Genomic DNA, 23,102 nt, shown 5'->3' with positions numbered 1-23,102 from the left:
TCCTCGACATCCCAGCTAGGCGGCGCGCGGCGAGGCGGCGCCTAGAGCATCGGGTGCCGCCCCGGCATAGTGAAGCTGGGGCGCTTGGCTTGTCGGAGGCCGACTCGGAACCCTGATCTGCACTCGGACGGCCCTGACGCTGTAATGCACATGGGTGCCGCCGGACTTGGCATTGAGCCGGTCGCGCTCGATGCGCGCCAGCTCCTCGGTCTTGAAACAGAGAAGCACGCCGTTGCGCATGATCGGGTTGGATGCGGCCCCGAACAGGCTGCGCGCGTTGCGATGCGCCCAAACGACAAAAACGTCCGTGTCGACATGCATTGGAGACCCCCGTCTCTGGCGAATACCCAGAGCCGAACGCACGATGGGGGGATCGGTTCCCACGGGAGCCTGCGATTTTGCGCGCCGGGACAGGAGTGGGGTGAGGCGTTGACGGCTACCAGTTGAAGCGCATGCCACCCTTGGCGGCGATGCCCTCGGTCTCCTCGCCGAAGGTCACGTCGAGCTTGGCGAAGACCGCGGTCTGGGCGCCGGGGTTGAAGAAGTTGACGCCGGTCGAGACCACCCCCCAGACGTCGTCGGGCTCGTCCTCGAAACGGAAGGTGGTGCCGATCGACGTCAAAGTCGCCGTGTTGTCGCCGGAGAGGTGGCCCCACACGCTGCCGATGACGAAGGGCTCCATCAGGGTGCCGGCCCACACCTCATGGCTGGTGCCGACCCTCAAGCCCAGCCTGCCGCGCACGTCGGCCTCGTCGTCGAAGGAGACGGTGTTGCCGCCGAGCGAGAAGCCGTCGACGTCGGCCCAGGCGATGGCGAGGGTGGCGAGCGGCTCGATGAACGGCCCGCGCCGGAACGAGCCGAAGCGGTAGCCGGCGTCGGTCCTGATGCCGAAGACGGTGGTGTCGAGGGAGTTCGGGAAGCCGAGCACGTCTTGTGGCTCAAGGTCGAGGATGTCGACCTTGGCAAGCGTGTCGATGAACAGGCCGCCGTTGAGATAGGTGGCATAGGCGCCGACCTCGCCGCCTTCATAGTCGAACTGACGGGCGATATTGTCGTAGTCGAGGCTCGCGAACACCGCGCCGCCCAGCATGCCGAACACGAGCATGTCGCCAGGGGCGAGGAGGTCAGGCTTGCCTAGGTCGATGCCGGTCTCGAAATTCATCACGTCGAGATCGCGGTTGAGGTTGTAGCGGTAGGTGCGGCCATAGGCGGTGGTCGAGGCGTTGTCCTCCTGCTCGAGCCAAGTGCCGCCGCCCTTGACCCACACAGCGGGCACGAAGGAGGAGGGCGCGCCGTCGCCGGCGCCGAGCTTGCCGTCGGGGTCAAGCCCAAGCGGCGCCGCGCGATTGAGCAACACGCGGAGGTCTGCGGTGCGGTCGAACCAGGTCTCGTTGGTGGCATGGAAGATGTCCTGGGCGGCGGTGATCAGCTCGGGCAGGAGATGGGCGCCGGCGCCGGGGTAGCTGCGCAGCTCGAAGAACCCGCTGCCCGTCTTGGTGAAATAGATGTCCCAGTCAAAGAAGCCGGTGTCGATTGGAGCATCGAGGGAGAAGGCATCGCTGCCGACACTGCCGTTGACGAACACCACGGGAATGCCCTCGGGGTTGAACACGCCAGGCCCCGGATTGGTGTTGTTCACGGCGACCTGAGTCTGGCCGGAAACATTGCCGCCGATGATGAAGATGTCGGAGATCGAGCCGGGAGGCCCGAGAAAGCTATCGACCGCCAAGGTGGATTGGCCTGAGGCGATGAAATCGAGATTGGTGTCGTCGGGCGTGTTGAAGATCCCGAACGAGCCCCCCGCCACCCCGTCTTGCATGGAGATCAGGCCCTTGTTCTTAAAGCGCTCCAGCCCCTCGAAGCGGTCCAGGGGGATTTGGTTCACCAGCGCAAGAACAACTTCATGCGTCTTCGGCGTGACGAACACCGTGCCGCCTCGCTCGTTGACGAACAGGTCGTCGCCGTATCCGAAATTGCTCGTCAGTTCCGTATAAAAAATGCCGCCATAGAGATTTTCGAGGCGATCGTCTTCGTCGGAGAGATCGATGCGGCCGTCGATGCGACCCGAATTGATAACAATGGTCGCGGCGCCCTTGGAGTCGATGGCAAGCGGCGCGGAAATCTCGCCTGGCGGACCATTGACGATGGTGGTGCCGGTGTTGCTGAAGGTGGCGATGCCGGTGTGATTGCTAATGACCCGGCTGAGATTGGTGATGCGGATGGGGCTCCCGGAGCCAAAGGTCTGCGCTTGAATAGCGATAGCGTCCTCGTTTCCCTCAACATTCACGGTGCCGAAGTTCACGAAGTCGATGGAACTGTTGTCGCCGTCGGTCTGACCAAGGAAGCCGATGGCGGCGACTTTGGCCTTCACGTCGACGTCGGCTTCGTTCACGATGCTGATGGGGCTGTGATCGCCTGCAGTGCGCGCTTCCAAGGCCGTGCCGATCTGCTGGGCGATCATTGACAGCGGTCTGCCGCTGTTGTCCACGAATCCATAGATGCCGCTGCTGGGACCGAAGGTCCTCAAGGCAATGCCGGTGGCGTTGCCTTCGGTGCTGGTCACCGTGGCCGAGCCGCCGAAGTTCGCGAAGTCGATGGAGCTGCCGTCTCCGAAGGTTTCAGAGAGGAAGCCGACGGCGCCGTCCTTGCCATTCACGTTGACGTCGGCCTCGTTGACGATGCTGATGGGGCTATTGTCGCCGTTGGTCTGAGCAGAGATGCCGCGGGCGTCCTGCTTGGACGTTACGTCCAGCTTGCCGACATTCTCGATGTTGATGATGCTCTCGCCGTCGTCGGTGTAAAAGGTGAGGGCGACGCCAAGCAGCAATGCCTGCGTGGTAAGGTCACCCTCGTTCCGGACTTTGATGTCGCTGTTCTGACCCGTGGTCCGCGCCGATAGGGCGGTGGCGTTGCCGTCGCGGCTGGTTGCCTTGAGGTCGCCGGTGTTGACGACGTCGATCGCGCTATTGTCGTCGATGGTCAGCAAGTCGACGGCGAAAGAGTCGCCGAGGGTGAGGCGGGAAGTAACGTTGGCATTCAGGAAGAGACCGATGTTGTGATTGGCGCCGACGGTCGAAAGCTCGATGCCGCTGCCGTTCGGATTGAAAATGTTCCGGTTGACAGGGCAGATGATGGGATCTGGGACGGCTAGCTCGGTGATGCCGTCTGGCCGGTAGGTGCAAATCACTTGCGCGAGCGCAGTGGTGGGCAGGCTCCAGGCGATCAGGGTCGAGGCAAGGGCGGTGCCGAGCAGGAGAGTCCTGCGGTCGGCGCGGCGGAGCCGCGGCAGACTTGGTTGTCGATGCGTTCTGGTGCCGCGCGCGGCTTGGCGCGTGCGCACGCGACGGCCCCTGGCCCCACGAATGCTTCGGCCCACTACCCCCTCCAATGCGTCCCAGGCCCAATTTTCCGGTCCCAAGGACTTGCCCCAAGGCCGAGCTTAGGTCCCTCACTTGGACGGGGACATCACCAGAACTGGTGACGACAGGCGATTGCCTTATGGGTGAGACTTTCCCGCAACAGTGGAAAATGGTCATACGGGGTGGGGGGCGGAGGGGATATGCTCAAGGCTCCGGCCAGGGGGCCGCATGGCGGAGACGAAGGACAAGCTCCTGGATGCGATCGAGGCTGTCCACGCGGCCGGCCTGGAGGAGGAACTGTGGCCGGAGGCGCTCGCCGCCGCCACACGGCTTCTCGGCGCCAATTGCGCCACGCTCGAAACGCTGCGGGTGCCGGATCTCCAGCATCTCAGCTTCCTTGGCTTCAATACGCCGCCGGCGGCCCAACTCCTCTATCTGCGCGAGTACGTGCCGCTCAGCCCGCGTACCCGCTTCGCCGTAAGCCGGCGCGCCGGCGATGTCATCTGGGACCACCAGATGATGAGCGAAGCCGCGATGGACCGCGACCCGTTCTATCAGGAGTTCCTGAGGCAGGTGGACCTCCGCTATTTCTACGGCGGCGTAATTGGCCACGACGGGCACGAGATGACGGCCGTCACCTTCCACCGCGCGCGCAAGCAAGGCCATGCCGCCCGCCGCGAGATTGCTCTGATAAGTCGCCTTACGCCGCACTTCCGCCAGGCCTACGACATGTCCAAGCGGCTTAGGGAAGCGCGCAGCAAGGCAGGCGCGCTTCAGGCGGTGGTCGATTGGCTTGCCGACGGGGTCGCGCTGCTCGCCGCCGATGGCACCGTGCTCTATGCCAACGATGCATTGCAGGAGATTCTCCGCCGCAATGACGGCATCAGGATCGCCAAGCGCGCGATCGTCTTCGCCGCGCAGGAGGCGGTCACGCGTTTTGCGTTCGCGCTCGGAGCTGCGTCCCGCCTGCACGCCGGCGAAACCACCGGGGGAGGTCTCTACGACTTCTCCGTGCCGCGCCCGTCGCGCGGGTCACCCTATCTCCTGTCGCTGCGCCCGATCTTGCGCAGCGAGGCGGGGCGCTCGGGATATCATGCGCCCGTGGCCATGCTGTTCGTGCACGACCCGTCGCCGCCGGGGCAGCGCAAGCCGCAGGCGTTGCGCGAAGCGCTCGGCCTGACAGCGGCCGAAGCCAGGCTTGCGCAAGCGTTGCAAGGGGGAGCCTCGGTCGCCGACTACGCACGGGACCACGGTCTAAGCCTCAATACCGCCTACACGCATCTGCGGCGCATCAAGGAAAAGACCGGGTGCAAGCGCCTGCCGGAGCTGATTCGCTGGCTCAACGATCTGCGGCTGCCGCTGCGGCGCGAGCGGTAGCCCTAGACGTCGACCGAGACCTTGAAGCCGCCATAGATCATGCGCTTGGCGTCGAAGGGCATGTTTTTCATGTCCATGCCGGCGAGGCGCTTGTCCTTCATTGCCTTGGCGCTGATGCGGTCGCGATCCTTGCGGGACTTGTAGACGATGTAGGAAAAGAAGACCGTCTCGTTGGGCTTCATCTTCACACTGCGGGGAAAGGAGGTGAGCTTCCCCTTCTTCACGTCGTCGGCGATGCACTCCTTGAACTCGAGCGCGCCGAATTCTTTCCAGATCTTGCCGGCCTTGCGCGCCAGACGCTTGTAGGCGTCGACATTCTTCTTCGGTACGGCGACGATAAATCCATCGACATAGGGCATGGGACTTTCCTTTCTATGACGCGTAGATCGCTAGGATGAATAGGGCAATGCGGCAAGGGGGGCAATTGTGCGGACGGTGTTCCAGGCGGTCCAAGTCGTGAGGTACTCGCTCCACACGCTTGCCCCTTGCGCGCTCTCGGCGCTGACCGCCTTCAGCTTGTTATTGAGCGGCACGTTGAACACCATGGTCACGAAGAGGCAGCCGACGATATAGAGCAGGGCGCCAGCGAGGAGATAGAGAGCGCTGGGCGACGACCAGTTGAAAAGCGCCGCAGTCGCCACTGCGAGAGACACGAGGCCGGTCCCGAAGAAAGCCGTAAAGAACACCGGGTTCAACACCGCCACATTGATCGACTGCATGGCGGCGATGCCCTTGGGCGCCGGAATGCGTCCAAGGGCGGTCATGATGAAGGCCGAGAAGGCGAAGAAAATGCCCGCCACCAGGCCGGCGCCGAGGGCGGCCACGAGCGTCAGCACGAAGAGCAGTCCTCCCATGCCTTTCCCCGGTCTATCGGCGGCTTAAGCCGCTTGCCGCTGCCGGCGCCGGTAGTGGGCCGTCATGAATTCGGTCCAATTGCCGTCTTCGCCGGGCGTGCGCGACCGCAAGATACGGTGATCGTCGCTGATGAACTCGATGATGTCCTGGTATCTCGCCATGCTGCCGTCGCCGGTGAAGCTCGGACCTTCGGTATTGAGAGTCAGCACTTTGCCTGATTCATCCAAGGTCCCTTCATAGGACCAGAGATGGGTCATCACCGACGCGACGAACGTGCCGACAAACTTCTGCTTCTGCGGATCGTAGCCGAGGGTCATGATGCTCGCGACGGGCGTGCCGTCCGGCGCATCGCCAGTGCCTTCGCCGATCGTCCATAGACCGCCTAGCGAGCGGACACTCTCCGTACCCGTGCTTTTCATCGGCGGCTGATCGGGGCCCATGGAGCATTCCATCTCGCTCATCCACTCGCCGAGGAGCTTGTGCAGCCATTCATGCTCCTTCTGGGGCTCGACTTTGGGGCAAGGAAACTCCGCAGCCTGCTCGGAGGAATTTGACTCGGTCATCGTCATGATTGGAACTCCCTCTCTCACAAAGCCAGATGAACTCCGGCGGGTTAATAAGGCGTCTGGCGAACGATCACCTCGGCTTCTCGCAGTTGACCATCCACCTTGTGCCGAACCGGTCGACAAGCACGCCGAACTTGTGCGCCCAGAAAGTCTCATCGAGCGCCATGTCGACTTTGCCGTCGTCCGCCAGGGCATCGAAGACCCGCTCCGCCTCCGCCGGCTCGGGGATATTGAGCGTAACCGAGACGCCTTCCATCGGTTTGTACCGCTCCGGCGAGGCATCGGAGGCCATCAGGACATTGTCTCCAAAGATGAGGCGCGCATGGGCGATCTTCTTACCCCATTCGGGGGGAAAGTTGTTCTCCATGGGCATGTCTTTGTACGGCAGCATGGCGACGATCTCGCCGCCGAGGACCTTGGCGTAGGTCTTGAAGGCTTCCTCGCAGGAACCATCGAAGCTCAGGTAAGGGTTCATTTTCATGGCGTGCTCCTTGGGGGTTACGTGTTCAGGCCTTGGCGAGATAATCCTCGAGCCGGTCAAGCGTTCCGGTCCAGCCGGCTTGCATGGACGGTGCGCCTTCCTCGAAGGTGTCGCGCTCGGCCTCGGTCGCCTCGTAAGGCACCCAGTGGATTGTGACGGTCGTCTTGCCGTCTCGCTCGGCGAAGGTCACTGTGCTGAAGATCTGCAATGGCCAGCCCTCGTGCAGGGGATGGCGCGAGACGCCGCCCTCGGGGTCGGAGAAGGAATTGATGTAGACCAGTCGCTCCTCGGGCACGATCTCGCGGTAGAGGAAACGCCCCCACATCACTTGGCCTTGCGGCGACTCCAGGCAGTAGTGAAACATGCCGCCGGGCCGGAGGTCGACCTTGGTCGAGACGACCTTGAAGCCCTTCGGGCCCCACCAATGGAGCAGCTGATCGGGGTCGGTCCAAGCCTGCCACACGCGGGCGCGAGGAGCGTTGAATGTGCGGCGGATGACGAACTCGAAGGCCCCCGTCTCGCTACGCTTTGTTCTGTCGTTCATACGACTTCTCCTTCATACGCGCGCTTCAGTTCCGCGATGTCGAATTTCTTCATTTGCATGAAGGCCTTGGTGACCCGCCGGGCTTTGGCCTGATCGCCGGATAGCATCTCGAACAGCGCTTTGGGGACGATCTGCCAGGACAGGCCATACTTGTCTTTCAACCAGCCACAGGCGACTTCCCTGCCGCCTTCGGTGAGCTTCTCCCAGAAATAGTCGACCTCGTTCTGGTCGTCGCAATGCACCTGGAACGAGACCGCCTCGGTGAACTTGAATTGCGGTCCGCCGTTGAGGCCGACAAATTTCTGCCCGGCAATCTCGAACTCGACGGCCATCACCGAGCCCGCTTCCTTACCGTGGATATCCTGACCCTCGTCCACATAGCGGCTGACTTTGCCCATGCGCGAATTCTTGAAGACCGAGCAGTAGAAGCGCGCGGCCTCCTCCGCCTCGGTATCGAACCACAAACAGGGCGTGATCTTCTGCGCAGCGATCTGCATGTCCAGTGCTCCTATATTCGCGTTCCCGGAGTGACGATCAGGCAGCGCTCGCGCTTTTCGAGCCGCAACAGGCATGCGGATCGGCGTCCTCGTATTCATCGTGGCGCCTAACCCAATCCATGATCTGATCCTCGTTGCGGCCCTTCGGCGTCAGGTCGAGGAAGTTATGGGCGCCAACGAGAATGTCGAGGCCGCGCGCGTAGCCCGAGTAGGTGTGGAGGATGTCGCCGTTGCCCTCCTTGTAGAACACGCTGACACCGGGCATCTCGTCGTTTTGATATTGCGGATCGTCGATCGTTTCGAAGTTGTACTCGATCGCTCCCGTGGCGAGCTGGTCCTTGGTAAACGACACGTGGTAGTCGAAGTTGAAATCGTTCTCGTAGGACGACGCCCACTTGAACTTCCAGCCGAGCCGCTTCACGTAAGGCGCAAACTTGCCCACGGGCCCGCGCGTGATCACGACAAGGCTGACATCGTGATGGGCGAGATGCAGGTTTGCGCCGTCGAAATGGTCGGCCAAGAACGAGCAATTGGGACAGCCTAACTCCCGATCCCACAGCCACATGAAGTGATAGACAACGAGCTGGCTGCGACCGTCGAACAAATCGGCGAGCGTCTTCTTTCCGTCGGTCGTGTCGAACACGTAGTTCTTCTCGACCTTGGTCCAGGGCAGGGCGCGCCGCTCGGCGCTGACGAGGTCGCGCAGGCGCGTCAGCGCCTTCTCGTTCTTGAGGTGTGCCTTGCGGGCGGCAAGCCATTCGTCGCGAGAAACGACATGATGCGGCGCCGGGTGGGGGGCGTGTTGGGTCATTGCTTTACTCCTTGCGGCTTGAGGTCGATGGCGGCCCGGTAGCTGCCGTCCATGTAGAAGGGGACGGATTCGTGCGCATGAATGATCTTCCAAGCGCTACCGATCTTGCGGAGGCCGAGCGTGAGGCGGAACCAGAGATCAGTCTTCTCACCACCGGTGCTGGTCCCGGTCAGGCGGGTCAGACCGTGGCCAAATGCGATATCGCTCCTCGCGGTGATGATGAGGTCACGCAACTCGTAGCCGATGGGACCTTGCCAGCTGTCGAACCAAACTTTCAGTTCCGCGGCGCCCTCATCACTAACGAGGGGCGGCGCGAGCGTGAATTGCACCACATCCTTGCCATAGTGTGACAGGACGCGGCGCGTGTCCTTGGCACCGAGCGCGAGCGCCCAATCCTCGATCACGGCGCGGACTTGCGTTTCCTCGTTGTGTGTTGACATAACTGTCGCTCGTCCTACGTCCGCTACGTTGCCGGCGTCATCCAGCCGATGCCGGCGCCGCCGGGCTCGCGCAGGATGGCAATGCGACCGACGCCCGGGATGTCGAAGATCGGCTTCATCAGCTTGGCGCCGGCCTTGAGCGCCTTCTCGACGCGGGCATCGACGTCATCGACGGCGAGGTAGGACATCCAGCTCTCGGGCACGCCGTCGAATTCGGGCGTGTCGATCGGGAAGATGCCGGCAACGAACTTGCCGTTCTGCAAGGCACATGTGTAGGTGCGATCGTCGGCCATTGGCATAGGCTCGTAGGTCCAGCCGATCGTGTCTCGGTAGAACGCCTTGGCCTGCTCCACGTTGCGCGTCATCAGCTCGTTCCAGCAAAAATTGCCATGAGACCATTGTGGACCGGCTTGAGCCTCTTCCTTGGCTTTCGTTGCTGCTTGTGCCATGTCGCTCTCCTTCAGGTTACGCGAACAAGCGGTCGAGCTTGTCAAGGCAGCCGGTCCAGCCGACGCGATGGCGGTCACGGGCGGGCTCGTCGAAGAACTGCTCGTGAATCAGGGTCAGCAGCGAGCCGTCACCGTCGGGCCTAATCAGGACGGTCACGAACGACTCCCGTTCGGGCATGGTGCGCCACGCCCAGGTGAAGGCGAGCTTCCGGTTCGGCACCACCTCGCGATAGACGCCGCTGACGTGGTGCTCCTCGCCGTCCTCGGTGAAGAACGTGACGGCATAGTGCCCGCCGATGCGGACGTCCGCCTCGGCCTGTGTTACCGGTCCCGCGTCGGGCCCGAACCACGTCACGATTTTTTCGGGGTCGGTCCAGGCGGCGTAGACCGCTTCCGGCGTGGCATTGAAATGACGTTTGAGGGTGAGGCTTGGCTTGGTTGCGAGCTTGGCTTGGGCGGGCATTGATCCTCCTCCACAAAGGCAGCGAGACGGTCGAGCCGCTCGCTCCAGAAACGCTGATAGTGATTGAGCCAAACCATGGCCTGCTCCATGGGCTCGGCGGTCAACCGGCACGTGACGGTGCGGCCGGCCTTGCTCCGGATGATGAGCCCTGCGTCGGACAGCACGTTGAGATGCTTCATGATCGCCGGGAGCGACATGGGAAACGGTTCGGCCAGCTCGCTGACCGAAAGCGCCTTGCGCTCCTCGAGCTGTGCCAGGAGCGCACGCCGCGTGGGGTCGGCCAACGCGGCAAAGGTGCGATCGAGGGTGGTGTCTTGATACTTAACCATCTGGTTAAATGTAAGGCCGCCAGCCCGCATTGTCAATTGCGCACCATTGCCAAATGTTCCCGGACCGATACGGGATGACAATTCCTTAAACGCCTCCAATTTTAATGGCCGAAGCGGGTTATCCGCTTCCCCCCGGGATACCGGAGGGCAGGCTTCGACCAATCTGGAGGAAACAGATGAGAATTTTGGCGGCAGCTCTTGCACTTACCTTCGTCACTGCTGGTTCGGTCTATGCCATGGAGGCGTTGACCGAAGAGCAGGTCGAGGGCGTTCAGCAGGCAATCAAAGGAATGCCAGGCGGGTGCACAGTCGAAGATACCAACATCGAGATGGAGAACGGTGGATACGAGGCCGACGACGTCGTGTGTGAAGATGGCCGGTACGACGTCTATCTCGACAAGGACTTCAAGGTTACCAAGAAGGTGAAGGAAGACTAGTTCGAGCAGAAGTCTTCGAGAATTCGCGCCCCGACGCCTGCAGATCGCATACGCCGGGGCGTTCTTTGCCTCGGTATCCCTTTGGTTGACAGGGGCGGCCGCCCTTCTTATGGTCCCGCCAAATTCGAGGGCGGCCTTGCCAAAGGGCCGCCCCGCCTTGTTTTCAGCCGAGACGGATGGCTTGCATGAAGATCAAGAATTCGCTTAGAGCCCTGCGCAATCGCCATCGCAACAACCGCGTGGTGCGCCGCCGCGGACGGCTCTATGTCATCAACAAGACGAACCGGCGCTTCAAGGCCCGCCAGGGCTAGGCCTCGAGGCAATGCCCCGTCGCGTTCACGGAATTGCTTTGACGCGCGGTGCACGGGGCCAATACTCTTCCAGTATGACGATGGCGACATGTCGGGCGAACGTTCTATTCACCTTCGGAGCGCTCGCGATCGCGGGCTTTCTCGCCTTGCCTTGGCTCGTGACCGCGCCTCCTGCTCTCGCCCAAGTCTATCTCGACTCGCTGGGTGACGACGAACCGGAGGAGAGCGACGAGCCGGCGCTGCACGGGCCCGAGGATGCTCCCGGCGCCGAGGAGGAGACCCCCGGAGCGGAGCCGTTGCTGCGCCCCGATACGAAGGGGAGCGGGGAGGAGGCTGCACCGCCGCAATCGGCGGAGGAGACCAAGCAGGACAAGCTCGACCTTGAGCTCGGCAATGTGCCGCTCATCACGCCGCTCGACCGTCCCAAGATGCTGGCCGAGCTTTACGAGCAGCTCGGCAAAGCGCGCAACATCTATGATGCCGAGCCGATCATGAAGGCCATCGAGGAGCTGTGGACGGTCTCGGGCAGCGACACGGTCGATCTTTTGATGAGCCGCGCGACGCAGTTCGCGAGCGAGGCGGACCTCGAGCTTTCGCTCGCGGTCCTCGACGCCGTGGTGGATATCGCGCCCGAGGAGGCCGAAGCCTGGTACTTGCGGGCGAAGGTGAATGTGCTCGCCGGCAAGCCCGAACGCGCGCTCGCCGATTTGCGGCGGGCGCTCAACCTCGATCCCAAGCACTATCGGGCGATCAGCGACCTTGGTATCGTGCTCGAGCAACTCGGCGCCAAGAAGGAGGCGCTCGAGGCCTATCGTCGGGCGCTTGCCGTCAATCCGTTTATGGAGGATGCGCGCCAGGGTGTCGAGGCGCTCGCCCGCGAAGTCGAGGGCCAGGATATCTAGCGCGTGCCGCTATTCGTCCGCGCCGACGTCGATGGAGGCGATCCGCAGCATGTTGGTGGCGCCAGGCGTGCCTAGGGGCACGCCCGCCGAGATTATGACCTGCTGGCCGGGTAGGGCGAAACCCTCCTGATAGGTGATGCGGCAGGCCTTGGCTACCATATCATCGAGGTCACGCGGGTCGTCGGTCAGGACGCAGTGCAGTCCCCACACGATCGCGAGCTTGCGGCCCGTGGCGGGAATAGGGGTCAGCGCCAGGATCGGTTGTTGCGGCCGCTCGCGCGCGGCGCGCAGCGACGTGGCGCCGGAGGCGGTGTAGCAGACAATGGCCGCGAGATTGAGCGTCTCGGCAACGGTGCGGGCGGCGGCTGAGATCGCGTCGGCGCCCGTCGCCAGGGGATCGATGCGCTGGGCATGGATGATCGCGGCGTAGAGCGGGTCACGTTCGACCTCGACGGCGACCCGGTCCATGGTGGCGACGGCCTCCACCGGGTACTTGCCGACTGCCGATTCCGCCGACAGCATCACCGCATCGGCGCCTTCGAACACGGCGGTAGCAACGTCGGAGACCTCGGCCCTGGTCGGCACCGGGGCATAGATCATCGATTCGAGCATCTGGGTCGCCACGACCACCGGTTTGCCTGCGTTTCGGGCGGCGCGGCTGATCTGCTTTTGGAGCCCGGGAACCTTCTCGACCGGCATCTCCACGCCGAGATCGCCGCGCGCGACCATGATCCCGTCGGCAAGGTCGATGATCTCCTTGAGGTGGTTGACTGCCGAAGGCTTCTCGATCTTGGCCATGATGGCGGAACGGCCGCGGGTGAACTTGCGGGCCGCGGCGATATCCTCGGGGCGCTGTACGAAGGAGAGCGCAATCCAGGAAACGCCGAGCGACAGCGCGCACTCGATATCGGCGCAATCTTTGTCGGTGAGTGCGCCGAGGGGCAGCACGGTATCGGGGAGGCTGATGCCCTTACGGCTGCCGAGCGTGCCGCTTGTCATCACCTCGGCGTCGATGCGGACGTCGCTCGCCTCGACGACGCGGAGCTTGAGCTTGCCGTCGTCGAGGAGGAGCGTATGACCCTGCTCCACCGCCTCGAAGATCTCCGGATGTGGCAATTGCACGCGGCCCAACCCGCCGATCGCCTCGCGCCGCACGAAGCTCAGGACGTCGCCCTGGGTAAGGCGGATCGCGCCCGAGTCGAGCTGGCCGATGCGGAGCTTGGGACCTTGCAAGTCGACGAGGATGCCGATGGGGCGGGAGAATTCGCTCTCGAGCTTGCGGACCATGGCGTGGATCTCGGCCAAGCCCTCATGGGTCGCATGGCTCATATTCACGCGAAACACGTCGGCGCCCTCCTCGAACAGGCGCCGCATCGTCTCTTCGTTGGTGGAGGCAGGACCGAGCGTGGCGACGATCTTGACCCGGCGATTTCGCCTCATTGGGACTTCGCTTCACCTTCAGGATCGGTGAGACGGACGGTCCAGTCCCGTTCCTCGCCGGTATCGACTTCGAAGAAGCCCGTGCGCTTGTAGCCGCGCTTCACGCACTCCTTGGTGTCGCGGATGGTGAAGGACTTGTCGTCGGTGCACATATAAAGTGCGCCGGCCCATTCGCCGCCACGGTCGTAGTCGACGGCATGGATGTAGTAGTAGCGGCCGATGAGCACGCCCTTGAGCAGGGTCTCGCAGGTGTGGGACGCGATGTTCCACCAGCCCTCGGTGGCCCAGCCCTCGGTGTCCTTGTAACCGATTGAGACGCCGACCCGGCTCGCGGTGGTGTTGCACAACTTGAGGTCGGCATGGGCCGGAGCTGCCCCGAATGGAAGGACGAAGCTTACAGCGAGCAGGGGATAGAGCAGCCGCCGGAAAGGCCGGGTAGGGGCGAGCGGCCCGGCGGGACGGCAACTGGCGTCGGAAGCGAGCATCGTAGTTTCGAGCCTGAAAGCGCGGTTAACGAATCCCGAAAGGTAGCATCGAATTGGTTGCATTTCTCTGACCGGCCGAAGTCATTATAAAGCCAGTTGGGCGTTACGGAATACTGCGCAAAATCGCGGGTAAATGCGTCGCAACCTTGGCTTTTTGACGCTTCTTTGTTGCCGCGGCGAGGCGCGGGGAGGTTCATGGGGGCGAGGATCGCGTGGAGTTGAGCCTGGACACACTTGTACAAGAAGACTTGGGCGAAAAGCCATACCGGACTATCGAGGGGGATACTGGGCTTGGCCTCCTCGTTCTCTGCGATCACGCGGAAAACCGGATTCCCGACAGCTACCATGGGCTCGGGCTGAGACCGGAGGACCTGCACCGGCATATTGCCTACGATCTCGGGGCGGAAGGGGTGGCGATCAGGCTCGCCGAGGCGCTTGGCGCGCCGGCGGTCATCAGCCGGTTCTCGCGCCTCCTGATCGACCCCAATCGCGGGCTCGACGACCCCACCTTGATCATGCAGATCTCCGACGGGCTCTTGGTGCCCGGAAATGCCGGCCTTGACGGGGCCGAGGTCCAAGCCCGGGTCGAACGCTTCTACCGGCCCTACCACCGCGCCATCGACCGGGCGGTGGCGGCCGGGATCGCCGCCGGCAAGCCGCCCGTGCTCCTCTCGGTGCACAGCTTCACCCAAGCGTGGAAGGGCGTGGCGCGGCCATGGGCGGCGGCCGTCTTGTGGGACAAGGATCCGCGCTTCCCGCTGCCGCTGCTCGAGGCGCTGCGAACCATCCCCAATGTCGAGGTGGGCGACAACGCGCCCTATTCGGGTCAGCTCAAGGGCGATACGCTTTACCGGCACGCGACCCTGCGCGGCCTCGCCCACGCCCTGATCGAAGTGCGCCAGGATCTGATCCTCTCAGAGGAGGGGCAAGCGGAATGGGCCGCCCAACTCGCGCGCGTTGTGCGCGAGGCGCTGCGCGCAGGGCCACGCTTGCACGCGATCGAGCACTATGGCTCCATGACTGGCCCATGCGCCGCGAAGGGATCTAGCGATGGATGCGAAGACGAAGACTGAGCTCGAGGCGGCGGCGTTCCGCCGGCTGGCCGAGCACTTGCGCGAGCGCAACGACGTTCAGAACATCGACCTGATGGAACTCGCCGGCTTCTGCCGCAACTGCCTCTCCACCTGGTATCTCGAAGCGGCCGCCGAGCGCGGCATTTCTCTCTCCAAGGACGAGGCGAGGGAGATCGTGTACGGCATGCCGTATGAGGCATGGAAAGCGAAGTTCCAGACCGAGCGCTCCTGAACTCGCATGGCAATTGCTCAGAATTTGTAATGTGAATCATATGCTTAGGGCGTGCACCGCGGCGCGCGTTGGGTGCCGGCTTTGGATAAGCGGGATAAGCGCCGCTGCCGCCTTGCCGCGTCCGCGCAACCGGACCAAGCTCGCGTTTCATCGAATCATCACAAACGCCCAAGGGGTCCGACGTGCAGCTCCAATCATCAGCCAAAGATCAGCTTCGTGCCTTCGTGTCCCGCATTGAACGGCTGGAGGAGGAGAAGGCGGCGCTCGCCACGGATTTGCGCGAGGTCTATGCCGAGGCCAAGGGCAACGGCTTCGACGTCAAGGCGCTCCGCGCGGTGATCCGCATGCGCAAGCAGGACCAGAACAAGCGGCGCGAGGAGGAGGCCGTGCTTACGACCTACCTCCACGCGCTCGGCATGGCAGAGGCGGAGGCTGCGTAGCGATTGGACACGACGTCAGGGATCGACATTGTCGACATCGCGTTGCGGCTCGGCGCGGCCGTGGTCGCCGGCATGTTGATCGGCCTTAACCGCGATATCGCCGACAAGCCCATCGGCATGCGGACACTCGGTCTCGTGTGCCTCGGCGCGGCGATCGTATCCGTTTCAACGATCCACTTCCGGGGCTTGGCCGACCATCCCGACGCGCTGAGCCGCGTGGTGCAGGGGGTGATCCAAGGGATCATGGCAGGTATCGGCTTCATCGGTGCCGGCGTAATCCTGCGCGATCAAAAGGCGCAGACTGTCAAAGGGCTGACGACGGCGGCAACGGTGTGGGTGACGGCCGCGCTCGGTATCGCCTGCGGGCTCGCGGCGTGGGAGATCGTCGGCCTGTCGTTGGCTTTGGCGGTGTTTCTGCTCGTTGGCGTGGCCTGGATCGAGGAGGTCTACGCCAAGGCGCCCAGAGGCAAATAACGCACAAGTTCAGGATCGGCTAGCGGGTGCTCTGGGCAAGGCGGGTCGGAGCGGGCTGCTCGGTTTCCGCATAGAGGCTCTTCACGGCATCGCCGGAGAATTGCTGGGCGCTGGCGAGATCGCGATAACCGGAGGCGCGCCGGAGCTGGAACGCCGTGGGCTTGTCCATGTCGTCGAACAGGTAGTCGATATTGTCCTGCTCGGGATGGGTAAGGGGAGCAATCGTCTCGCTGCGGGCCACCGAGGTGTCCATCATCAGGTTTGCCGTGTCGAAGGGCACGTAGCTGAGCTCGTCGGGATGGTCGTCGTCGACTTCGGGTGCACCGACCACTTGCGCGCTCTCATAGGACGGGACGGGGGCCGGGCCGGTCTCGGGCAGGCGCGGCTTCGGGAACATGAAGCCGCCGGCGCTGGCGTAGACGAAGGCCTTGGACGTCGGCTCGATGACCGGCTTGGCATCGTCGACGGGCTGTCCGGGCGCATAGGCCACGAGCAGAGGCTGCGGGGTTTCTGATGCGGGCCGGGGGCCGGGCTTCGGGGTGGGGGCCGGTACGGCGGATGCGACCATGGTCTTGTTGACGAGACCCTTGGCCATAGCGAGCTGGTAGTCGGACTTGGTGATGGGCCTGCCGTCAGAGGGCAGATGTTTGGTCTGTCCGTCGGGGAAGAGCGCGGCGAGCTCGAGGCGCGGAATGCGCGGCCACATGCGCACATTGCCGGTGTCGACGTGGACGAAGGGAATGCCCGATGTCGGGTAGTAGCCGACGCCGCCCACTTCCTGGACGAGGGCGGAGTTTCGAAGCGTCTTCGCCGGGATGTCGGGGAAGTGGATGTCGGCGGCCTTGCCTTCCATGTGCTGGCTCTTTTTGGCCTGGCCGCCGCCAGAGCGCCTCAGCTTGGCGTTGGTGGCGGGGCTGCGATAGCCGGAAATGAGGTGGATCGGCTTTTGCGAGCCGAGGGACCTGTGCAGGGTCCAGATGAGATCGACGAGCTCGCGGTCCATTTGGGTGGATTCGTCAGCACGCCAGTCCCGCATGAAGTGGTTGAGCTTCTTGAGAGCCTCCTCGTCGTACTTGCCGTCGCGCTTATAGGTGACGGTCAGGCTCTCTTTTGTGTGGATTTCGTAGAGGGAAAGGGTGCGGATCTCGCCGGAGGCGCTAGCTTTGTGGGCAACGGCAATGCCGGCGGCCAGAAAGACGAGGCCTGCGCCAAGCATGGCGCAACGTGCACTGCTCCCCCGGATGCGCATCCCCGATTTCCCTCACCGGACCTTCCCAGTCCGGCCTTTCCCCGTGACTCCAAGCCCTTAGGCCAGGCGCCAACGGCCAGCTCCCTACCCATGCCGGCCGTTAAGCAAGACTAATCGCTAAATTGGGTGAAAAACAAGGCAAACCCATTAATCCACACCCGGCAGTTCCGGGCATGGTTAATGGGTCGTAGGCTGCTTAAGCCAGCGGCCTTTGGGGTGCTTAGAAGCCCGAGATCATGTCAGCGATGGGATTGCCCCCTCGGCGAGGCGGGCGCTGCGAGATCGACTGGGTCAGGAACTCGTCCTCGGAAGGCTCCGTGAAGCGGTTCCTGCCGCCGAACAGCGCCGCGGACATGCGGCCATCGTGGCCGTAGAGGTCGTTGAAGGTCGTGATCGAGCCATCCTCGTTCACCCGCAAGGTGAAGTAGGTAATGTGGACGGGGATGTTGCCGTTCAGCGCAACATGCTGATCGTAGCTATTCTCGAAGGCCGACAGGGTGCGCGCCTGGCTCCAGCCCTTGTCATGACTCATGATGACCGTGGCCAGCTGATCCGGGTTCTGCACGCGCATGCAGCCGTGGCTCTCGGCTCGGACTTGCTTGGCGAACAGGTGCTTCTGCGGCGTGTCGTGCATATAGACGTCATGCTTGTTCGGGAACATGAACTTGACCTGGCCAAGCACGTTGCCCGGTCCCGGCGGCTGGTAGAGGTGGAGATTGCGGATATCAACCCGGTTCCAATCGAGGGATGCGGGGTCGACTTCGCGTCCGCCGTACTTGATGCGCAGGTTATGCCTCTGGAACACCGACGTGTTCCAGCCGCCGCCGAAGAAGAAGCCGCCGTTCTGGCGCACGTAGGGCCTGATCTCCTCGACTTTGATGGACGTGGGCACGTTCCAATAGGGGCCGAACACGACGGTCTTCATTTCGTTGGAGAAGATCGGCGTCTGCGTATCCGTCTTGCCGACGACGACGCGTGCTGTGTGGATGGTCTCGTCTTCTTTGACGACGCGCAGCGTAAACTCGGGGATGTTGACGTTCACATAGAACGCGCCGAGGTCGTGCGGCAGCCAGCGCCAGCGCTCCATGTTGATGAGGATGGCGTTGATCTGCGCCGGGCTGCCCATGTTCCGCAGATGCGGCTGATTGAGGAGCCGACGCGTGCCGGATCCGACGACGCCGTCGGGAGCGGTGTTGTGGTCGACCTGGAACTGCCGGACCGCCTCGAGAACCGCCTCGTCGTAGAGGTGCGGATTCTGCCCTTCGGGCACGTCGAGGCGCGTCCTCAATAGGGCGACCTGTGGATCGACGATGCCGAGCTTGAGCAGCGGACCGTCAGGGATCTTGACCTCTGGCTTTTCGGCCTCCGCGCTATCCCCACCGCCGCGGAGCGCGATCAGTTTCTTGCGCAAGAGATCGAACTGCGGCTGTTGAGGTTGGAAGCTGCGCAGATACGCCGCCGGGTCAGAGCGAAAGGCGATCGACTCGATCACCTGCAAGGGATCGGGTAGCGCAAGGGTCGGATCGAGATTCTTCGAAATGCGTTGCGGCTCGATGCGGCCGCCGCGGGCGTCGTACGTATAATCCAGCACCGCGTAGCTGATCTTGATCTCGGCGTCAGCGAGTTGCTCGGTGGCATTGGCCGCGTCCAGGCTGAAGCCGGCCATATCCGGCATTTCGTAGTCGGCGGCACGGAGCCCGTAGTCGTCGGCCTCCTTGATTTCGGCGATCACCGCCTTGCCGCGGTCGGTCAAGCCGTTCTGATCGACCCAGAGCAGCTTTTGATCCGGGACGGAGTAGTACTCCACCAGGGCGCCCTTTTCGTCCTTATTGTGCTCGGTGGTGACGGTGAATTTCCCGGCCAGGCGATTCTGCACCGCCATGCGGATCGCCTCGGCCCGGGTGATCAGGGCTCCGGGCGCATCAGGCTCCGCAGCGGAGGCCGGCAGGCTCAAGGGCGCGGCCAACAACAAGGTCAACGCAAGACTATAGATGGGCCTCATGGATGTGCTCCCTCTGGCCGAATCGCACGATTCAGCAAGCGCCCGGACCGTAGCCCGGCACCCCGTGATTTGGCCATACTACGGCGGGACTTAAAGGTTTCCCAACCCGCTTTTTCCCCTCAGTGTGGCTTTCGTGCCAATCTCCGGCCTAGTTCGGCCGGGCCTCCAGGCCGATTTCCCGCATTTTCCGATAAAGGGTCGAGCGGCCAATGCCGAGCCTTTTGGCGATCTCCGTCATCCGTCCGCGATAGCGGCCGAAGGCGAGCCTGATCATGTCGGCTTCCACGGCCTCCAGCGAGCGAATGTCACCGGTGTCGCTCAAGGCAGGGATGCCCACCGAATCCTTGCCGTTTCCGGAGGGCACGTGGATCGTGGCGGGCGTGCCTGCGGACTGGCCGAGCATGACCGGCCCTTCGATGCGCGGCGTGAGATCCTTCGGCGCCGGCGCCGGCGGCACGGTTACGGAATAGCCCTCCACATGGGCGGCGATCTGCGGGAACTCGTTCACCGTGAGCATGGGCGCATCGGCGAGTACGACGGCGCGGAACACTGCGTTCTCGAGCTGGCGGATATTGCCCGGCCACGAATAGCGCTGGAGCATGGCCGAAGCGTCGGCGTCGATGCCGTCGATGCGCTTGCCTTCCTCGGCGGCGAACCTCGCGGTGAAGTGGCGGACGAGCTCGGGCACGTCGCCAAGCCGGTCGCGCAAGGGCGGCACCCAGATCGGGAACACGTTGAGGCGGTAATAGAGGTCTTCGCGGAAGCGGCCGTCGTTCACGAGGTTGATGAGATTCTGGTTGGTGGCCGAGATCAGGCGGAAGTCGATCTTGATCGACTGCTTGCCGCCGACGGGATCGATCTCGCCGTCTTGCAGGGCGCGGAGCAGCTTGACCTGGGCATCGAGGGGCAACTCCCCGATCTCGTCGAGGAACAGGGTGCCGCCGTCCGCCTCCACGAACTTTCCGGTGCGCTTCTCGGAGGCGCCGGTGAACGAGCCCTTCTCGTGGCCGAACAGGATGCTTTCGACCAGGTTCTCCGGGATCGCGCCACAATTGACGACGACGAAGGGCTTCGATTTCCGGGCGCTTTCCCCTTGGATGGCGCGCGCGACCAGCTCCTTGCCGACGCCCGATTCGCCCTCGATGAGGACCGGGATGGACGAATTGGCGGCGCGCTTGCCAAGCTCGATGACCCGCGCCATGACCTCGCTGCCGGCAATAAGATCGGCAAAGCCGAGCTCGCCAGAGGCGGTCGCCTTCATGCGGGTGATCTCACCGGCCAGCGCCTCGATCTTCAGCGCGTTCTTGATGGAGACTTCGAGTCGCTCGGGGCTCACGGGCTTCACCACGAAGTCGACGGCGCCGGCCCGCATAGCGGAAATGGCCGCGTCGATCGAACCATGGGCGGTCTGGACGATGGCGGGCGGCTTCTTCGGCAAGGAGCGCATGGCGGACAGGACCGCCATGCCGTCGGTGCCGGGCATGACGAGGTCGAGCAGCACGAGGCAGATATCGCCTTGGGCATCGGCCTTCAGCGCGGCAAGGGCGTGATCGCCGCTGTCGGCGGTCTCGACGTGGTAGCCGAACCGCTTGATGGTCTCTTCGAGGATACGACGTTGAGCTGGGTCGTCGTCGACGACCAGGACGCGCTTGGGCATGACGCAGAACTCACAAGGGTTACGCAAAAACTAACGAGACAGGGGTGCCCCAAGGCGAATACACCGACCCCGGCGGGCCCCCGCTGTGCCAAAACTGTGCAGTGGAAGGGTAAATATCCTCTTTATGGCGGTTCGATTTTGGTGAACTGTTGCCCCACCGCCATCCCAATTGACCTATAGAGCCTCAAGTTTGGGCCTTGCGGGCGCAGGCGCGCCTTCCCAAACTAGGCGCAAGGTCACCAGTTTTCGAAGCTAGCGAGGAGTTCACGTGTCCCAACTGCCCTCCCTGATCTATTGGCTCACGCAACCCGTCTACGCCGCTACCGCGGCGGCCAAAGCCAAGGCGAAGCGCGCCGATATCGGCAAGGTGGCCGGCAAGGCTAAGCTTGGCGGCCTGCCGGAATGGAACCTCGCCGACCTCTATAGCGGGCCCGAATCACCGGAATTGAAGGCCGATCTCGTGACGGCCGAGCGCGCGGCCGAGGCGATGAACGAGCGCTACGCCGGCAAGCTCGCCGGACTCCTCGACGATGGGAAGGGGGGCGGGGCGCTCGCCCAGGCCGTGCGCGAGTTCGAGGCGCTGAACGACGTGATGGGGCGTATCGTCTCCTATGCGAGCCTGCTCTATGCGGCCGACACGGCCGACCCCAAGCGCCAGAAGTTCTTCGGCGACATCCAGGAGAAGATCACCGCCATCTCGTCCAAGCTCCTGTTCTTTCCGCTGGAGCTCAACAGGCTCGACGACGACGCCCTGGAGAAGGCGATGTCGAGCTCCGAGCTGGGCCATTATCGCCCTTGGCTGGAGGACCTGCGGAAGGAGAAGCCTTACCAGCTCGAGGACAAGCTCGAGCAGCTATTCCACGAGAAGGCGGTGACCGCGCGCGGCGCCTGGGACCGCCTGTTCAACGAGACCATGACGTCGCTCCGCTTCAAGGTTGACGGCGAGAAGCTCAGCCTTGAGCCGACCTTGAACCTGCTGCTCGATCCCGACGAGACGAAGCGAAAGGACGCCGCCGAAGCCTTGGGGAAGGTGTTCAAGGACAACGTCCGGCTGTTCACCCTCATCACCAACACGCTTGCCAAGGACAAGGAGATCTCCGACCGCTGGCGCGGCTTCGCCGATGTCGCCGACTCGCGCCATCTCTCCAACCGTGTCGAAAAGGAGGTGGTGGACGCGCTGGTAGCTGCCGTGCGCGACGCTTATCCGCGCCTGTCGCACCGCTACTACGCCATGAAGGCGAAATGGCTCGGCAAGAAGAAGCTCATGTATTGGGACCGCAACGCGCCGCTCCCCGAGGAGCCGAAGCAGGTGATCGGCTGGGACGACGCGCGGAAGACCGTGCTCACGGCCTATGGCGATTTCTCGCCGCGCATGGCCGATATCGCCGGGCGTTTCTTCGCGGAGCGCTGGATCGACGCGCCGGTGAGGGAGGGGAAGAGCCAAGGCGCCTTCTCGCATCCGACGGTGCCAAGCGCGCATCCCTATATTCTGCTCAACTATCAGGGCAAGCCGCGCGACGTGATGACCTTGGCGCATGAGCTAGGCCACGGCGTGCATCAGGTGCTCGCCAACGTGCAAGGCCCATTGATGGCGCCGACGCCGCTGACGCTCGCCGAGACGGCGAGCGTGTTCGGCGAGATGCTGACCTTCCGCAGACTGCTCGATCAGGCGCCGACCAAGCGCGAGCGCAAGGCCCTGCTTGCCGCCAAGGTCGAGGATATGCTCAACACGGTGGTGCGACAGATCGCGTTCTACAGTTTCGAGCGCAAGGTGCATGTGGAGCGGCGCGAGGGCGAGCTGACCTCGGAGAGGCTCGGCGAGATCTGGCTCGAGGTGCAGCGCGAGAGCCTGGGCCCGGCAATCGAGCTGAAGTCGGGCTACGAAGTGTTCTGGTGCTACATCCCGCACTTCATTCATGCGCCGTTCTATGTCTACGCCTATGCCTTCGGCGACTGCCTGGTGAACTCGCTCTATGCCGTCTACGAGAAGGCCGATAAGGGCTTTGCCGAGCGTTACCTCGATATGCTCGCGGCGGGCGGCACCAAACACCACAAGGAGCTGCTCGCGCCCTTCGGCCTCGATGCGTCGGACCCGAATTTCTGGTCGATGGGCCTCAAGGTGATCGAAGGCCTGATCGACGAGCTTGAGGTGATGGACGCGGAGAAGACGAGGGCCTAGGTGGCCGCCGGGCTGTTGTACGGTTTGTAAAACTTGTGTTATACACTTCG

At 63.3% G+C, this 23,102-nt stretch carries 27 protein-coding genes; 9 read left to right on the top strand and 18 right to left on the bottom strand.

Annotated features, from left to right (window positions below):
• Positions 1–15: 15 nt before the first annotated feature.
• On the bottom strand, positions 16–321 hold the full coding sequence (locus ACRECX_RS08230) for a hypothetical protein (RefSeq protein WP_431558348.1): 306 nt from the start codon (positions 319–321) through the stop codon (positions 16–18).
• Positions 322–436: 115 nt separating this feature from the next.
• Entirely contained in the window at positions 437–3,340 is a 2,904-nt protein-coding gene (locus tag ACRECX_RS08225) for an autotransporter outer membrane beta-barrel domain-containing protein (RefSeq protein WP_431558347.1), read from the bottom strand.
• A gap of 247 nt (positions 3,341–3,587) precedes the next feature.
• Here ACRECX_RS08225 and ACRECX_RS08220 point away from each other — a divergent pair, with 247 nt between their 5' ends.
• Entirely contained in the window at positions 3,588–4,736 is a 1,149-nt protein-coding gene (locus ACRECX_RS08220) for a hypothetical protein (protein WP_431558346.1), read from the top strand.
• Positions 4,737–4,738: 2 nt separating this feature from the next.
• Here the strand turns inward: ACRECX_RS08220 and ACRECX_RS08215 are convergent, their stop codons facing one another.
• From ACRECX_RS08215 to ACRECX_RS08165, 11 genes are all read right to left on the bottom strand, one after another.
• Complete coding sequence (locus tag ACRECX_RS08215) at positions 4,739–5,095, bottom strand: DUF1428 domain-containing protein (RefSeq protein WP_431558345.1); 357 nt, start codon at positions 5,093–5,095, stop codon at positions 4,739–4,741.
• A gap of 30 nt (positions 5,096–5,125) precedes the next feature.
• On the bottom strand, positions 5,126–5,590 hold the full coding sequence (locus ACRECX_RS08210; RefSeq protein ID WP_431558344.1) for a DUF1772 domain-containing protein: 465 nt from the start codon (positions 5,588–5,590) through the stop codon (positions 5,126–5,128).
• 24 nt (positions 5,591–5,614) lie between these two features.
• On the bottom strand, positions 5,615–6,160 hold the full coding sequence (locus ACRECX_RS08205) for a DUF1579 domain-containing protein (protein ID WP_431558343.1): 546 nt from the start codon (positions 6,158–6,160) through the stop codon (positions 5,615–5,617).
• 67 nt (positions 6,161–6,227) lie between these two features.
• The gene (locus ACRECX_RS08200) at positions 6,228–6,638 is read right to left on the bottom strand and encodes a VOC family protein (protein WP_431558342.1); all 411 of its coding nucleotides are present in this window, start codon (positions 6,636–6,638) and stop codon (positions 6,228–6,230) included.
• Between the two features lie 25 nt (positions 6,639–6,663).
• Positions 6,664–7,182 (bottom strand): SRPBCC family protein, encoded by a 519-nt coding sequence (locus ACRECX_RS08195; protein WP_431558341.1) that lies wholly within the window; start codon positions 7,180–7,182, stop codon positions 6,664–6,666.
• Entirely contained in the window at positions 7,179–7,679 is a 501-nt protein-coding gene (locus ACRECX_RS08190; protein ID WP_431558340.1) for a VOC family protein, read from the bottom strand. The genes ACRECX_RS08195 and ACRECX_RS08190 overlap by 4 nt, the downstream gene beginning before the upstream one ends.
• A gap of 37 nt (positions 7,680–7,716) precedes the next feature.
• Positions 7,717–8,490: a DUF899 domain-containing protein gene (locus ACRECX_RS08185; protein WP_431558339.1), complete on the bottom strand. Its 774-nt coding sequence runs from the start codon at positions 8,488–8,490 to the stop codon at positions 7,717–7,719.
• A complete protein-coding gene (locus ACRECX_RS08180; RefSeq protein ID WP_431558338.1) occupies positions 8,487–8,930 on the bottom strand; it encodes a YybH family protein in 444 nt (147 codons plus the stop codon). The genes ACRECX_RS08185 and ACRECX_RS08180 overlap by 4 nt, the downstream gene beginning before the upstream one ends.
• 23 nt (positions 8,931–8,953) lie before the next feature.
• Positions 8,954–9,379 carry a VOC family protein gene (locus tag ACRECX_RS08175; protein ID WP_431558337.1) on the bottom strand — a complete coding sequence of 142 codons (426 nt, stop codon included), beginning with the start codon at positions 9,377–9,379 and terminating at the stop codon, positions 8,954–8,956.
• Between the two features lie 16 nt (positions 9,380–9,395).
• A complete protein-coding gene (locus tag ACRECX_RS08170) occupies positions 9,396–9,842 on the bottom strand; it encodes an SRPBCC family protein (protein WP_431558336.1) in 447 nt (148 codons plus the stop codon).
• Complete coding sequence (locus tag ACRECX_RS08165) at positions 9,731–10,171, bottom strand: ArsR/SmtB family transcription factor (RefSeq protein WP_431558335.1); 441 nt, start codon at positions 10,169–10,171, stop codon at positions 9,731–9,733. The genes ACRECX_RS08170 and ACRECX_RS08165 overlap by 112 nt, the downstream gene beginning before the upstream one ends.
• A gap of 176 nt (positions 10,172–10,347) precedes the next feature.
• Between ACRECX_RS08165 and ACRECX_RS08160 the strand changes: the two genes are divergently transcribed.
• The 3 genes from ACRECX_RS08160 to ACRECX_RS08150 all read left to right on the top strand — a co-directional run bounded on the left by ACRECX_RS08160 (position 10,348) and on the right by ACRECX_RS08150 (position 11,821).
• Positions 10,348–10,608 (top strand): hypothetical protein, encoded by a 261-nt coding sequence (locus ACRECX_RS08160; protein ID WP_431558334.1) that lies wholly within the window; start codon positions 10,348–10,350, stop codon positions 10,606–10,608.
• Positions 10,609–10,793: 185 nt separating this feature from the next.
• A complete protein-coding gene (gene ykgO / locus ACRECX_RS08155; RefSeq protein WP_431558333.1) occupies positions 10,794–10,919 on the top strand; it encodes a type B 50S ribosomal protein L36 in 126 nt (41 codons plus the stop codon).
• Between the two features lie 80 nt (positions 10,920–10,999).
• Positions 11,000–11,821, top strand: a complete 822-nt coding sequence (locus ACRECX_RS08150) for a tetratricopeptide repeat protein (RefSeq protein ID WP_431558332.1) — start codon at positions 11,000–11,002, stop codon at positions 11,819–11,821.
• A gap of 9 nt (positions 11,822–11,830) precedes the next feature.
• Here the strand turns inward: ACRECX_RS08150 and pyk are convergent, their stop codons facing one another.
• The gene (gene pyk, locus ACRECX_RS08145) at positions 11,831–13,261 is read right to left on the bottom strand and encodes a pyruvate kinase (protein ID WP_431558331.1); all 1,431 of its coding nucleotides are present in this window, start codon (positions 13,259–13,261) and stop codon (positions 11,831–11,833) included.
• Positions 13,258–13,746 (bottom strand): DUF1036 domain-containing protein, encoded by a 489-nt coding sequence (locus tag ACRECX_RS08140; protein ID WP_431558330.1) that lies wholly within the window; start codon positions 13,744–13,746, stop codon positions 13,258–13,260. The genes pyk and ACRECX_RS08140 overlap by 4 nt, the downstream gene beginning before the upstream one ends.
• 248 nt (positions 13,747–13,994) lie before the next feature.
• Here ACRECX_RS08140 and ACRECX_RS08135 point away from each other — a divergent pair, with 248 nt between their 5' ends.
• From ACRECX_RS08135 to ACRECX_RS08120, 4 genes are all read left to right on the top strand, one after another.
• Positions 13,995–14,819 carry an N-formylglutamate amidohydrolase gene (locus tag ACRECX_RS08135; protein WP_431558329.1) on the top strand — a complete coding sequence of 275 codons (825 nt, stop codon included), beginning with the start codon at positions 13,995–13,997 and terminating at the stop codon, positions 14,817–14,819.
• Entirely contained in the window at positions 14,797–15,051 is a 255-nt protein-coding gene (locus ACRECX_RS08130; RefSeq protein ID WP_431558328.1) for a DUF1244 domain-containing protein, read from the top strand. Before ACRECX_RS08135 ends, ACRECX_RS08130 begins: the two co-directional genes overlap by 23 nt.
• Positions 15,052–15,233: 182 nt before the next feature.
• Positions 15,234–15,491: a DUF2312 domain-containing protein gene (locus ACRECX_RS08125; protein WP_431558327.1), complete on the top strand. Its 258-nt coding sequence runs from the start codon at positions 15,234–15,236 to the stop codon at positions 15,489–15,491.
• A gap of 3 nt (positions 15,492–15,494) precedes the next feature.
• Entirely contained in the window at positions 15,495–15,965 is a 471-nt protein-coding gene (locus tag ACRECX_RS08120; RefSeq protein WP_431558326.1) for an MgtC/SapB family protein, read from the top strand.
• A gap of 19 nt (positions 15,966–15,984) precedes the next feature.
• On the opposite strand, the gene ACRECX_RS08115 is transcribed toward ACRECX_RS08120, so the two are convergent.
• The 3 genes from ACRECX_RS08115 to ACRECX_RS08105 all read right to left on the bottom strand — a co-directional run bounded on the left by ACRECX_RS08115 (position 15,985) and on the right by ACRECX_RS08105 (position 20,873).
• Positions 15,985–17,214, bottom strand: coding sequence for a DUF882 domain-containing protein (locus ACRECX_RS08115; protein ID WP_431558325.1), 1,230 nt, complete (start codon positions 17,212–17,214; stop codon positions 15,985–15,987).
• 220 nt (positions 17,215–17,434) lie between these two features.
• Complete coding sequence (locus ACRECX_RS08110) at positions 17,435–19,216, bottom strand: L,D-transpeptidase family protein (protein WP_431558324.1); 1,782 nt, start codon at positions 19,214–19,216, stop codon at positions 17,435–17,437.
• Positions 19,217–19,364: 148 nt separating this feature from the next.
• Positions 19,365–20,873 carry a sigma-54-dependent transcriptional regulator gene (locus ACRECX_RS08105; protein ID WP_431558323.1) on the bottom strand — a complete coding sequence of 503 codons (1,509 nt, stop codon included), beginning with the start codon at positions 20,871–20,873 and terminating at the stop codon, positions 19,365–19,367.
• Positions 20,874–21,141: 268 nt separating this feature from the next.
• Here ACRECX_RS08105 and ACRECX_RS08100 point away from each other — a divergent pair, with 268 nt between their 5' ends.
• Complete coding sequence (locus tag ACRECX_RS08100; protein ID WP_431558322.1) at positions 21,142–23,052, top strand: M3 family oligoendopeptidase; 1,911 nt, start codon at positions 21,142–21,144, stop codon at positions 23,050–23,052.
• Positions 23,053–23,102 lie beyond the last annotated feature (50 nt).

Origin of the sequence: Methyloceanibacter sp., assembly GCF_050726195.1 — a bacterium.
Classification (GTDB): Bacteria; Pseudomonadota; Alphaproteobacteria; order Rhizobiales; family Methyloligellaceae; genus Methyloceanibacter.
The sequence above is the reverse complement of the archived record's forward strand: the minus strand, read 5'-3'. Positions and strand labels throughout refer to the sequence as shown.